The following is a 12185-nucleotide window of genomic DNA, read 5'->3' as shown; positions in this document are numbered from 1 at the left end:
CGTATTTTGCCGATCCGGACGGATACTACTGGGAGGTGGCTTGGGGGCCTGACTTTAAATTTGACGAGGACGGACTGCTCAAATTTTAGAGCAAACGGCTGCAAAGCTAAATTTTAGCGGCAGCAAAAAGGAAAAATCATGAAAAATATAGTCGTGTATATACACGGTAAAGGCGGAAGCGCGCAAGAAGCGGCTCATTATCAACCGCTTTTTGCAGATAGCGACGTGCTGGGATTTGATTACAAGGCTCGCTCGCCGTGGGATGCGAAAGAGGAATTTGTGCCGTTTTTTGAGCACATCCTTAAAAACCGCAGATCCGTGACAATCGTCGCAAACAGTATCGGCGCGTTTTTTGCCATGCATGCCTTACAGGGCATGGGGATAAAAAAGGCGTATTTTATTTCGCCGATCGTAAATATGCAAATTTTAATCGAAAAAATGATGTCGCAGGCGTGCGTGAGCGAGGATGAGCTGCGAGACAGGGGCGAGCTCGATACGGAATGCGGAGAACAACTTTCGTGGAAATATCTTTGCTACGCCAGAGAGCATCCTATCTGCTGGACGGCGCCGACGCATATTTTATACGGCGAAAATGACGATCTAACCTCTTTTGAAACGATTTGCGAGTTTGCAAACCAAATCGGCGCAACGCTTACCGTCATGAAAAACGGCGAACATTGGTTTCATACGGCGGAGCAAATGCGTTTTTTGGATGATTGGATACGGCGCTATAGCTGATAGCGGCTGACTTTTGATAAAATTTGACTCCGAGTCGTAGCGCGCCCAACCCTCAAGTCAAATTTGACTCGCAAATCCTCCGCTCAAGTCGCTTTTAAATTTTACGCAAAACATCGGCTAAATTTACAGCCGAGGCGTAAATTTGACTCAAATTTTACTCACACTATATGCGAGGCAACGATCGGCCGAGACGGCCCCAACGCAACTCTGGCGCAAAACTCAAATTTGCCGCCATTTTACCGTGCGCCAATTTTTGCAAACCGCCTCAAAGCCCCAAATACCGCTTCAAAATAATCATAGCAGCGATGCTATCTAGCCGTCCGTCGCGCCTACCCTCGGCGTAAATTTCGCTCGCCTCAAAGCTACTCATCGCCTCGTCCTGATAGACCACCTCGCCGTCAAATTCGAGCAGCGACACGAAGTGCGCGATCCGCCGCCGCATCTCGTCCTCGCTAGATCCCCCAAGCGGCACGCCCACGACTAGCTTTTTTGCCCCGTATTCGCGTAAAACGGCGCTAACGTCGCGCGCTGCTTGATTGCGATTTTTGCGCAAAACGGGCGTTTGCGGCATCACGGTTTGCCCGACGGCTAGCGCCACGCCGATACGTTTTAGCCCAACGTCGATGGCCATTATGCTCATTTTCGTCCTTTAGATTTTGATTTTTGTGCCTGATTTCGGTTATTTGCAGGCAAATTTATATCGAAAAATCGCTGCCGTTTGCCGATTTTTGCGAGACATTAAACCGGGCAGTTCAAATTTGCGTTACAAATAAATCCGCAAAAGCAGCAAATTTAAGAAATTACCAAAAATAATTAAACCCGCCGCAAACAAATTTGCCGTAAAATTTATCGTACAAATTTGACTAATATTAGCAAACGTAGTCCGCTAAAAACGTTACTCCAAGCAAGCTCGAGCAAATTTAAAAAACAGCAAAAACGAGCGAGCGAATTTTGCTCTCGCACGCCAAAAATTTACGTAATCATAAAATTTAAAAATCGCCTGCAAACCGTGCGAATTTAAACTAAAAGCTGCTTAAATTTGCCGCCGTTTGCTCGACCTTTCAAATTTAAACCGCTCGCCTAGCGCAAAATTTAAAAAACAGATAAAGCAAATTTACTCCGCAAACACCGTAAGCCCCGATATTCGCAGCTTGCCTTCGAGTTCGTATTCGTAAATTTTATCGCCGAATTTCGCCAAAGCCGCATCAAGGCTCGCGCCGTTTTTACAAAATTTTATCACCTCATCCTCTTGCGCGGGCGCGGGTTTGCTGCCGAAACGAAGCGCAAAGGCGTCAAAATCGTTTATCAAATTTGCCGCGCCGCTAGCTAGTAGCTCGTTTGTCCCATCGCTCTCGCCTAGGCGCTGAGGCAGCGTAAATATCGGCACGCCAAGCTCTTTTGCCATGCGCGCGCTTTGCATCGAGCCACTTTTAGCGTCAGCCTGCGCCACGACTAGAGCCTGCGAGAGCGCGACTACGATACGGTTTCGCTCCAAAAATCTATAAGCAAGCGGCGGCTCGCCCGGGTCATACTCGCTAAGAGCCAGCGCGTTTTGATAAATTTCTTTGATGATTTTGGCGTTGCTTGGCGGGTAGATTTTGTTTAGTCCGTTGCCAAAAACGGCGACCGTATGCGGATATGCACCCTTGTGCGCGGCGATATCTACGCCGATGGCCGCACCGCTAACTACGCAAACTCCGCTGTTTGCCAGCGTCCTAGCTAGCGCCTCTACGCACTGCCTAGTGTAAGCGCTTGCCTTTCTGGAGCCCACGATCGAGACCATAGGGCGCTCGAGCAGGGCTAAATTTCCCTCAAAATACAGCTTTTTCGGCGGCTTTTTTAGACGCAAAAGACCGCTAGGAAGCTCGGTTAAGACGTTCAAAAAAGATCCTTTAGATAGACAACCTCGACCTCTTGCAAGAGTTTTGCGCTTTCTTGCAGGACTTCGAGCGTATTTTTGTGCGGATGGCCGATCGCGATGGCGTATGAGCGCTTTTTAGCTAGCTCGACGGCGTATTTTAGCTGCTTTCGCACCGCCGCTTTTGAGCCGTCGTGATCCAAAAACACGTCGCGCGCGATGTATGGCATCGAGTATTTTTTCGCCGCGCCGTAGACCTTAGTCGGCGAGGTCGTCTTACTATCGACAAATATCAAATTTTCGTCCCGCACCGCCCGCATCATTCTATCCATCGCGGCCGCGTCGCTAGTAAATCGGCTACCCGTGTGGTTGTTGATGTATTTTAGATTTGGAAAGTCTCGCTTGATACTTTGCAGTTTTTTTGCGATCTTTTCGTAGTCGTCGTTGACCGTAAGAGTGCCGATTTCAGCGCCCTTAAAGCCGCCTAGAGCCTGCATAGGCAGGTGGATCATATAAAAACTAAAACGCCGCGCCAAAACAGGCGTCTCGGGGTGGGCGGAAGTAGCTGGGAAAAAGGACGGCGTGAGCTTTAGATTTACCGCTTTTATCGCGTCTGCTTGGTGCTTGTACGCCACGTCGTCGATGATGATGACTAGACGCGGTTTGTAGCCAGCTTTTACGGCGGCCTTTACCTCGTTTGTCTCGGTTGAGCTTTTTTTATCCGTCTTTTGCGAGTCTGTAAATTTAGCTTTTTCGTCCTTTTTAGGCTTTTCTTTTTCGCTCTTTTCTTGCTCGTTTTTCTCGGCGCTTTGCGTCGCATTTTCGGCGTCAAATTTTACTTCGACCTGCCCTGCCTGATCGTTTGCGTCGCTAAATTCGATATTAATTTTTTCTTTTTTTAACGCCTGCTCGAGGGGGTTATTTTTCGCCTGCGGCATAGGCGTATCGTCAAAGATCACGGCTTCGGAATTTGCAAAAATATGCGTCCTTTGAGGCGCTTGCGAGGCGTCAAATTTGACGTTATCGCCTCCATTTTGAGCGGTTTTAGCCGGCTCGTATTTAGAGCTTAAATTTGTCAAATTTAGCTCGCCGACCTTTTTGGCGTTTGCGCCGTCCAGCTCGGAGGTATCGCGGGACGCCAAATTTCCGCCTTCAAGCGATTTTATATCTTTAACCGCAGGCGCGCCCTGCAAGTTTTTATCAAATTTAGCCTGCTCGTTTGGCAAATTTTGATAGTTTTTTTCTTCAGCTCTAGCTTTTTCGTCGCCGATTTTTACTTTACCTTTAGCTTCCGCCTCGTCAAAAAGCGCCTTGATATCGGTCAAATTTGCTCTAGAGTGCACACCTGAGGCGGCTTGCGCGTCTTTTATGGTGACTTTTTCAGAGCTGTTTGAGGCCGAAAGGCTTGGTTTGTGGCTTAAATTTTGCTTTTGCTCGGGCTCGCTTTTGTCGCCGAAATACCGCTCGATTTTAGCGATCAGCGCGTTATCACTTTTGACTTTTACCCTGACGTCTAGCAGATAAAACGCCCCAACAAGCAAGATACAGGCGATGAGAAAAGCGGAAAGTAGCAGCTTTAGGCCGCCGCGCGAGCGCCCCTTTTTGGAGCGCCTTTTCGCGGCTTTTTTTCTAGGTTTCGAGTTCAATTAATTTTTGCTTTGATCGATGAGTTTGCCCGAGCTGATCCAAGGCATCATCGAGCGTAGTTTTTTGCCGGTTTGATTTAGCAAGCTTCTCTCGGCGATGCCGCGCTCTGCGTTCATGCGCACGTATCCGGCCTTGCGCTCGAGGATGAAGTCTTTTGCGAATTTACCGTTTTGGATCTCTTTTAGGATTTCTTTCATCGCTTTTTTGCTATCTTCGCCGATGACGCGCGGTCCGCTTACGTAGTCGCCGTACTCTGCGGTGTTTGAGATAGAGTAGCGCATATCGGCCATGCCGCCTTGATACATTAGATCGACGATTAGTTTTAGCTCGTGCAAGCACTCAAAATACGCCATCTCAGGCTCATATCCGGCATCTACCAGCGTCTCAAAGCCCGCGTTTACCAGCGCGCAAAGCCCGCCGCAAAGTACAGCCTGCTCGCCGAAAAGATCGGTTTCAGTCTCGTCTTTAAATGTAGTTTCTATGATACCAGTTCTGCCGCCGCCGATCGCGCTAGCATAGCTTAGAGCTAGCTCTTTAGCCTTTCCGCTTGCGTTTTGCTCTACGGCGATTAGATCAGGGATGCCGCCGCCTCGGACAAATTCGCTTCTTACCGTATGGCCCGGCGCTTTTGGAGCGATCATGATGACGTCGATACCTTCGGGAGCTTTTATCTGTCCAAAATGTACGTTAAAGCCGTGTCCAAAAGCTATCGCGTCGCCTTCGTTTAAATTTGGCCTTATATCTCGCTCGAAAATTTCAGCTTGAAGCTCATCCGGAGTCAGTATCATTATGACGTTTGCGGCCTTTGCGGCTTCGGCTACGGTTTTTACCTCAAATCCCTTTGCTTCGGCTTTAGCCCAGCTTTTACCGCCCTTTGCCAGGCCTACGATCACCTTTACGCCGCTATCGCGCAAATTTTCAGCATGCGCGTGTCCTTGCGAACCAAAACCTATCATCGCCACGGTTTTGCTTCTAATCAAGCTTAAATCGCAATCTTTGTCATAGTAAATGCTTACTGCCATATTCTCTCCTTTTAAAAAATTTGCGAGATTATACTATTTAGTCGCTAAAATAAGCTTAACGTATGTATTTAAGTTTTTTAAAAAGCCTTTTAGTGTAGAATTGTCACTTACGAAATCTCGATGCAAAGTGTAAAAAATGAATGAATCAATTTATAAACATATAAAGGCTCTTCCGCCGCTTGACGATACGATAATAAAAATTCAAACCGTTTGCTCAGACGAAAATAGTTCGCTTAACGATCTATCTCAAATAGTCGAAAAAGACCCGATGTTAACGGCAAATATACTACGCTCGGCAAACTCCCCTCTTTATGGATTTAGCAGAGAGATTACTACGATATCAAGAGCCGTTACGCTATTTGGCATGGCGACTATACGCGGTTTTGCTCTATCGAGCGCGGTTAAAAAAAGCTTTAAGATAAATTTAGATCCATACGGTATCACTAGTCAAGATTTTTTAAATATTTCTATAATGCAAAATGCTTTGATGTATAACTGGTATTCAAAAATCAACGCTAGCGAGCTTACAGTTTTAAGCCCTGCTTCGTTCATGCTAGAAGTCGGCAAAATCGTTATATCCAACGAGCTAAACGAAACAGGCAAAGCCGATGACTTTAAGTCAAAATTAAAAAATATTTCAAGCCCTTTTGATTTATCTGAGCTAGAAAACGAGATCGTCGGCATCTCTAACGAAACCGTAACGGCTAAAATTTTCGAACAATGGAATCTTGAGCCTGAGCTTGTCGACGCGATTTTGTATTCAAACAACCCAGACGATGCACCTGAACACATAAAAAGCTACTCAAAAGCACTTAAAGTCGTAAAAAATGCTGTCAATATCTTTAACCAGCTAAACGACGACAATCTGCAAAACACGCTAATGTACCTCGACGAATACGGCTTTGCGCAAGATAAATTCCTCGAAGCCGTCGCAAAAGTCAAAGCGAATTTGTGAAAGATTTTTTAACCAAACTACTTGACGGAGTGAGCGAAAAGGAAGTCGCCTCCTCCGATAAAGAAATCCTACGAAATTTACTAAATTTAAACGCCGTAAGCCACCACAAAGACCGTTACTACCTAAATAACGGCTTTGTTTGCGGCAAGCTAGATATAAGTGCAAACGGCACGGGTTTTTTGGCGCCCTACGATAAACGCTTTAAGCAAGATATAATAATAGAAAATAAAAATTTAAACGCCTCGCACTACGGCGATATCGTGCTGGCAAAACTCCTGCCGCTAAAGAAAAAACGCCAAAGCGCCAAGGTCGTGATGACGCTAAAACTCGCCAACGAAACAAGCGTAGTCTACACCAAACAAATAGGCTCTGTAATCCTTGGCGTAAACGTAAAAACAGCGCTTAGCTCGCCGCTAAAGGCCTCGCAAAAATCGCTAAAAATGCTGCCGCCCGGCACTCTACTAAAAATCGGCAACATAAATAACGAAATAGTCGAGGTTATCGGCAACATAAACGACCCGCTCAGCGACGAGAAAATTTCGCTCGCCGTATTTAATAAAAACGACGAATTTAACGAAGAGTGCGAAGCTGAAGCGATTGCATGGGGCGATGAGGTCGATCCTACGATGTACCCGCAGCGAGCGGATTTGCGGGATTTGCCATTTTGCACGATAGATCCCGTCGATGCCAAAGACTTCGACGACGCGATATATTTTGACGAGAAAAAGCGCGAAATTTACGTCGCGATCGCCGATGTGAGCGAATACGTAACCCCCTACTCTCCGATAGACGCCGAGGCCAAAACGCGCGGATTTTCGATATATTTTCCGCATAAAGCCGTGCCGATGCTGCCGCGAAATTTGAGCGAAAATATCTGTTCGCTAAAGCCAAATGCCGCGCGCCTTGCGTTTTGCTTTAAAATCACGCTAGGCGAAAACGATGCAGTTGTAAAAGAAGAGCTCTTAGAAGCCGTTATAGTCTCGCAAAGACGCTTTAACTACGACGAAGTCGATCAAATTTTACGCGGCGAACGCAAGGATGAAACCTGCTGGATAAAGCCGCTTTTTGAGCTAACTTCGCGCCTACGCAAAAAACGCCTGAAAAACGCGTTTGACTTTAGAACGCAGGAACTTCGTATGAGTCTTGATGCGGACGGCGGCCTTTCATCTACGAGATTTGAAACCGATACCGACTCGCACAGACTAGTCGAAGACTGCATGTTGCTAGCCAACGTCGCGGCGGCAAAACGCATCGGCAAAGGCGTTTTTAGAAATCACGGCTCGCCGGATCTGCGAAAAATCCAAATTTTGCTCGAAGACCTCGGCGCTCTAGGCTTTGACTTCGTTTATGAGAGCGATATCGCAAATTTGGTTCGCAAAATCCAAGCGCAGGCCGACGCCGTAGGCAACCGCGAGGAGATCGACAAACTCATCATCAAATCGCAAAAAAAGGCCGAATACGGCGCGCAAAATTTAGGCCACTTCGGACTGGGATTTGAGCGCTACACGCACTTTACGAGTCCGATCCGCCGTTACTCCGATCTCACGCTACACCGCCTTTTAAAGGCCAAACTGCGCAACGACGAGAAATTTTTCAACTACCTGCTTTTAAATATCGAAGCGACTTGCTCAAATTTAAGCGAACTCGAACGCGAAGCCGACAGGGTAGCATTTGACTTTATGGATAGAAAATTCGCGCGCTGGGCAAAAGAGCGCATCGGACAGCGCTTTAACGCCTATATCAGCGAAAATCAAAACGTCGCGATAGCTAGGCTTGACGACGAGATAAAAGGCGCTAGGATATTTTTGGGCGCGTACAGCGTAAATTTACTGCAAAAAGTCATCGTCGAAATCACGGACGCAAATATCGCAACGGCCGAAATTTTCGGTAAGGTCGTAAAGAAAATCGATGTATAGAAAAGAGCTAGAGGCCGCGCTAAATTCGGCCAAATTTCCAAATTATTTCTTGCTTTACGGTGCAGACGAATACCAAATCGAGCTTTTTGCGAAGGAAATTTTAGCCAAATTTAAAGATTTTGAAATTTTGAGTCTTTACTACGACGAGTACGATTTTGAGGCTGCGCGCTCGCATCTTTGCGAGCCTTCGCTATTTGGCGACAGCCCGCTTTTGCACGTAAAAAGCGACAAAAAAATCCCCGCAAAAGAGCTAAAAATCCTGATAGACGGTTGCAAAAACGGCGGCGTATTTATTTTCGAGCTTTTCGAGCCCGACGCCAAAGCCGTTTTTGATACGCAAAAGGCTTTTGGGGTAAATTTTGCGAGATTTTTTAAACCCGGCTCGCCCGAAGAGGCAGTAAATTTACTCGGCAGACAAGCTGCAAAAATGAGCCTAAATATAACGAGAAACGCGCTATTTGAACTCTACCGCATACACAACGAAAATTTATATCTAGCCGCAAGCGAGCTAAATAAACTAGCCTCCCTAAACGAGCCTATAAACGAAAATATCGTAAGAAGCTTGGTTTTTTCGCTATCAAGCGTGAGTTTTGACGATTTTTTCGATAAATTTATCGCGCTAAAAGATATCAGAGCCGATTTTTTCTCCTGCGCGGATGATGGAAATTTTAATGAAATTTTGTTTATTAACTCGCTTTACCGTGCGTTTTTTAGACTTTTTAAGTTACATGCCGACATCAAAATAACTGGTAAATTTGACATAAAAGAAACGCTAAGCTACGCGCCACCACCAAACGTCGCAAACGAACTAAAAAGGCAGTGTCTGGCGGTAAATTTAAAAGCGTATAGGGAAATTTTTACCGCGTTAAATTTGGCGGAATTTGAGCTAAAAACAAACTCCTCGCTCGATAAAAAAACTTTTCTGCTCTCCTGCGTGCTGGGCCTACAAAATCTTATCGGCAAAAACAGCAAATATTAAGTAAAAAAAAGATAAAATCAGCTCTTGTCGAAAGACTTCCTTGCCCGTTTGCAACCGCGCAAACGAGCTTAATACCCACAAGGAGAATCAATGAAGCACTACGAGCTTTTATTCATTTTGAAGCCTACTTTGACGGAAGAAGAAGTAAGCGCAAAAGTTGATTTCGTTAAAGAAATCCTAACCAAAAACGGCGCAAATATCGCGTCTGTGCAGTCTATGGGCACTAGAAAACTAGCCTATACCGTAAAAAAATACGAGCGCGGAACTTATTTCGTCGTGTATTTCGAGGCTCCGACTCAAGCTATCGCCGAAGTCGAGCGTATCATCAGAATCACCGAAGAGATCATCAAATTCTTAACGGTCAAATTTGAAAACAAAAAAGAGATCGCCGCTTGGGAAAAGATGAGCAAGGGCATCAAACTAAACAAAAAAGAACCGAAAGTCAAAGCAGAAGAAGCTCCGGCAGCGCAAGAATAAGGACGAAAAATGTTTAATAGAGTCGTTTTGGTAGGAAATTTAACACGAGATATCGAGCTTAGATATACGACTGCGGGCGCAGCCATAGGCAACAGCGCCATCGCCGTGACGAGAAAATTTAACGTAAACGGCGAAAAACGCGAAGAAACGTGCTTTATAGACATAACATTTTTCGGAAAACAAGCGGAAATAGCAAACCAATATCTTTCCAAAGGCTCAAAGCTTTTAGTTGAGGGTCGCTTAAAATTCGACCAATGGACGGACAATAACGGACAAAATAGAAGCAAACACACTATCAGCGTGGAAAATATGGAGATGCTAGGCGGAGGACAACAGCAAGGCGGATATAGTCAAAATAGTAATCAAGGCTATCAGCAAGGCGGCTACCAAAATAACGGCTACGGCGGCGGCTATCAAGGCGGACAAAATCAGCAAAATAGCTACGCTCAAGGCGGCGCGCAAAGGCAAAATTTTAATAAACCGCAGCAACAAAAGCAACAGCCAAAAGACGAATACTATGGCGATAACGTCCGAGAAATAGATATAGATGCCGACAAATACGATGACGGCGACGAAACGATACCATTTTAATTAAGGAAAAAACAATGGCTGAAAAAAGAAAATATTCACGCAAATACTGCAAATTTACAGAGGCAAAGATAGATTTTATCGACTACAAGGACACTTCGCTTTTGAAGTACTGCTTGTCAGAGAGATTTAAAATCATGCCAAGACGCCTAACCGGCACTTCTAAAAAATACCAAGAGATGGTCGAAAAGGCTATCAAACGCGCTCGCCAAGCAGCTTTAATACCTTACGTAGTCGATCGCGACGACGTAGTAACTAATCCTTTTGAAGGACTATAATTTTTTAAGCCCTTGTTAGGGCTTAAATTTCTTAAATTTTGTTTCCACCCCCTCTCTACATCACTTTTCTAAGATTGATAAGACAAAAATACAAACTATAATAACTTAAACATAGTTTTAGCTACGACTTACATTGCCACCCTAAGAACTCCTATTATCTTTAATAAAATATGATAGAACTCTTTTGAATCTTTACTATTGTTGCGCCCAAACTCTTTCCGCCCTTTAGGATATTTCTGCGTTTCTATTGCCTACTAGAACGTGATCTGTCTCGTTTAGTTCCAGTATGTTTGATTCTACCAATACCTTGTTTTTTAAGAATTTTACTCTACCTTCATCTACCAGCCAAGTGTTTAGCTTTAGCGGCTCTTTAGTAACCATACCGTTTCTTTGAGCTATGGTTGAGAGGGTATCTCCGCTTTTTACTTTGTATATTCCTTTGCCCCCCGATCCAGTTCCTCATCTATTCTTATTGGAATGTTAGAAAACAGGAGTTATCTTGTCGATAACATTTCTTATTTCTAAATTTTAAAGATTTCTTCTGTCATAGGCTTGCTTATCTATGACTACTTATTTGACTTTTGCATTTAGTTATTTAGCGGCTTCTAAGACATTATTATAGCTTATGCTTTCTTAGTAGCCGTTTGTGCACCGATAGCTACTCCTCCACTCATGATTACCCAAATTTTAACAGATGCTTTTAAAGCTTTACTTGATAGGTTATTTGAATACATGGTTTTAAAAACACTTAACGTGTTTGAAGCATTTCCCATACAGCGAGCCACCGTTGTAACTGCCGCGGCTAACCCCTTGTTGCTTGTTAGCTCTTTTATAGTTTCTTCTATTACTGCGGTTATCGCACCCATATCATTTATGGCTTTTTTGGCTTCTTTACTTAACATAGTTTTATTGCCTTCACCCTCTCTGCAGTCGTCGCTATCTGCTTTGCATACTATTTCGACTTTGTTGAGAACTACTTCCTCTGGCTTCATGTCTATTCTCCTTTATTTATTAAAATTTTTACCTACTGCTTTAATTTTCATAAATTTTATAAAATAGCGTATAAAATAACGCAACAAACATTGCTACGCCGAACATAAAAATAGCTTGAAAAAGTAGTATGTATTGAAATATCTCAAATTTGGTTGCAAAATCTATCTCGATACTCCACGCCATAAAGCTCACGCCGCCAGTGACGATGTAACCCGTGTAATATACATAAATCCCAAATATGCTCATCCCAAAAGCAAAGATTAATAGCGGCCAGCTAAAACTTTTTACTTTTTCTTGCAGTTCTTTATCCTCTCGGTAAAATATCGTATAGCAACAAGTCGCGTAAAACGCCATCTCCGCAGCCCAAAGTAGCCCGATCACCCACATATAGCTCGTATAAAACTCGATCTCTTGCTTGAAAGGGCTAACGTCGCTAAAGATTTGGACATTTGGAAAGTATTGTTTCATAAAATTTACGAATTTTGCGCAAATAGGGTAGCTTGAGAGAATATCGCCGGGAATAATAAAAATCCCGAGGGCGAATATAAAATAAACGGCAAATTCGATGTTTGCTATGATTTTATCGTGAATTTTACGGTATTTGTAAAGTAGTCCTTCTTGCATTACGTAGACCTTTTGTGTTGTGCTAAATTTCCGTTCTCAGCATTTTATCTTTCGCTGCCTTAAACTAAATTTAAGTTATAATTAATCTTTATTTTTAAAATATTATTGAT

Annotated in this window: 14 protein-coding genes and 1 pseudogene; 8 read left to right on the top strand and 7 right to left on the bottom strand. The window is 44.2% G+C overall.

Features of this window, described 5'->3' with window-relative positions; genetic code table 11:
* Positions 1–89 (top strand): annotated as a pseudogene (locus tag Q0314_RS11275) (VOC family protein); the annotation flags it as partial.
* Between the two features lie 49 nt (positions 90–138).
* Positions 139–738, top strand: coding sequence for an alpha/beta hydrolase (locus Q0314_RS02255; RefSeq protein ID WP_298056063.1), 600 nt, complete (start codon positions 139–141; stop codon positions 736–738).
* 265 nt (positions 739–1003) lie between these two features.
* On the opposite strand, the gene ruvX is transcribed toward Q0314_RS02255, so the two are convergent.
* The 4 genes from ruvX to ilvC form a co-directional block, all read right to left on the bottom strand.
* On the bottom strand, positions 1004–1378 hold the full coding sequence (gene ruvX / locus Q0314_RS02250) for a Holliday junction resolvase RuvX (protein ID WP_298056061.1): 375 nt from the start codon (positions 1376–1378) through the stop codon (positions 1004–1006).
* Positions 1379–1852: 474 nt separating this feature from the next.
* Positions 1853–2620: a DNA-processing protein DprA gene (gene dprA / locus Q0314_RS02245; RefSeq protein ID WP_298056059.1), complete on the bottom strand. Its 768-nt coding sequence runs from the start codon at positions 2618–2620 to the stop codon at positions 1853–1855.
* Entirely contained in the window at positions 2617–4242 is a 1626-nt protein-coding gene (locus Q0314_RS02240; protein ID WP_298056056.1) for a divergent polysaccharide deacetylase family protein, read from the bottom strand. The genes dprA and Q0314_RS02240 overlap by 4 nt, the downstream gene beginning before the upstream one ends.
* Entirely contained in the window at positions 4243–5265 is a 1023-nt protein-coding gene (gene ilvC / locus Q0314_RS02235; RefSeq protein WP_298056050.1) for a ketol-acid reductoisomerase, read from the bottom strand. It abuts the gene before it with no gap.
* A gap of 136 nt (positions 5266–5401) precedes the next feature.
* Between ilvC and Q0314_RS02230 the strand changes: the two genes are divergently transcribed.
* The 6 genes from Q0314_RS02230 (at position 5402) to rpsR (ending at position 10458) form a co-directional block, all read left to right on the top strand.
* Positions 5402–6220 carry an HDOD domain-containing protein gene (locus Q0314_RS02230; protein ID WP_298056047.1) on the top strand — a complete coding sequence of 273 codons (819 nt, stop codon included), beginning with the start codon at positions 5402–5404 and terminating at the stop codon, positions 6218–6220.
* Entirely contained in the window at positions 6217–8136 is a 1920-nt protein-coding gene (locus Q0314_RS02225; protein ID WP_298056045.1) for a ribonuclease R family protein, read from the top strand. The genes Q0314_RS02230 and Q0314_RS02225 overlap by 4 nt, the downstream gene beginning before the upstream one ends.
* Positions 8129–9115 (top strand): DNA polymerase III subunit delta, encoded by a 987-nt coding sequence (gene holA / locus Q0314_RS02220; protein ID WP_298056043.1) that lies wholly within the window; start codon positions 8129–8131, stop codon positions 9113–9115. Before Q0314_RS02225 ends, holA begins: the two co-directional genes overlap by 8 nt.
* Positions 9116–9205: 90 nt before the next feature.
* On the top strand, positions 9206–9592 hold the full coding sequence (gene rpsF, locus Q0314_RS02215) for a 30S ribosomal protein S6 (protein ID WP_122874108.1): 387 nt from the start codon (positions 9206–9208) through the stop codon (positions 9590–9592).
* A 9-nt stretch (positions 9593–9601) separates the two neighbouring features.
* Positions 9602–10183 carry a single-stranded DNA-binding protein gene (locus Q0314_RS02210; protein ID WP_298056041.1) on the top strand — a complete coding sequence of 194 codons (582 nt, stop codon included), beginning with the start codon at positions 9602–9604 and terminating at the stop codon, positions 10181–10183.
* Between the two features lie 14 nt (positions 10184–10197).
* On the top strand, positions 10198–10458 hold the full coding sequence (gene rpsR, locus Q0314_RS02205; RefSeq protein ID WP_002946417.1) for a 30S ribosomal protein S18: 261 nt from the start codon (positions 10198–10200) through the stop codon (positions 10456–10458).
* Positions 10459–10683: 225 nt separating this feature from the next.
* Here rpsR and Q0314_RS11270 read toward each other — a convergent pair whose 3' ends face one another.
* The 3 genes from Q0314_RS11270 to Q0314_RS02195 all read right to left on the bottom strand — a co-directional run bounded on the left by Q0314_RS11270 (position 10684) and on the right by Q0314_RS02195 (position 12075).
* Entirely contained in the window at positions 10684–10893 is a 210-nt protein-coding gene (locus Q0314_RS11270; RefSeq protein WP_366114334.1) for a LysM peptidoglycan-binding domain-containing protein, read from the bottom strand.
* A gap of 188 nt (positions 10894–11081) precedes the next feature.
* Positions 11082–11450 (bottom strand): hypothetical protein, encoded by a 369-nt coding sequence (locus Q0314_RS02200; RefSeq protein WP_298056037.1) that lies wholly within the window; start codon positions 11448–11450, stop codon positions 11082–11084.
* Positions 11451–11490: 40 nt separating this feature from the next.
* Positions 11491–12075, bottom strand: coding sequence for a hypothetical protein (locus Q0314_RS02195; protein ID WP_298056035.1), 585 nt, complete (start codon positions 12073–12075; stop codon positions 11491–11493).
* Positions 12076–12185 lie beyond the last annotated feature (110 nt).

It is taken from the genome of uncultured Campylobacter sp. (assembly GCF_938040115.1).
Taxonomy (GTDB): domain Bacteria; phylum Campylobacterota; class Campylobacteria; order Campylobacterales; family Campylobacteraceae; genus Campylobacter_A.
Note: the sequence above shows the minus strand (reverse complement) of the source record. Positions and strands in the feature narration are given on the sequence as shown.

What these genes read in the sequence shown, in the direction of transcription:
- Q0314_RS02255 (WP_298056063.1), top strand. Translation starts at nt 139, where the DNA reads ATGAAAAATATAGTCGTGTATATACACGGTAAAGGCGGAAGCGCGCAA.
- ruvX (WP_298056061.1), bottom strand. Translation starts at nt 1,378, where the DNA reads ATGAGCATAATGGCCATCGACGTTGGGCTAAAACGTATCGGCGTGGCG.
- ilvC (WP_298056050.1), bottom strand. Translation starts at nt 5,265, where the DNA reads ATGGCAGTAAGCATTTACTATGACAAAGATTGCGATTTAAGCTTGATT.
- Q0314_RS02230 (WP_298056047.1), top strand. Translation starts at nt 5,402, where the DNA reads ATGAATGAATCAATTTATAAACATATAAAGGCTCTTCCGCCGCTTGAC.
- holA (WP_298056043.1), top strand. Translation starts at nt 8,129, where the DNA reads ATGTATAGAAAAGAGCTAGAGGCCGCGCTAAATTCGGCCAAATTTCCA.
- rpsF (WP_122874108.1), top strand. Translation starts at nt 9,206, where the DNA reads ATGAAGCACTACGAGCTTTTATTCATTTTGAAGCCTACTTTGACGGAA.
- Q0314_RS02210 (WP_298056041.1), top strand. Translation starts at nt 9,602, where the DNA reads ATGTTTAATAGAGTCGTTTTGGTAGGAAATTTAACACGAGATATCGAG.
- rpsR (WP_002946417.1), top strand. Translation starts at nt 10,198, where the DNA reads ATGGCTGAAAAAAGAAAATATTCACGCAAATACTGCAAATTTACAGAG.
- Q0314_RS02200 (WP_298056037.1), bottom strand. Translation starts at nt 11,450, where the DNA reads ATGAAGCCAGAGGAAGTAGTTCTCAACAAAGTCGAAATAGTATGCAAA.
- Q0314_RS02195 (WP_298056035.1), bottom strand. Translation starts at nt 12,075, where the DNA reads ATGCAAGAAGGACTACTTTACAAATACCGTAAAATTCACGATAAAATC.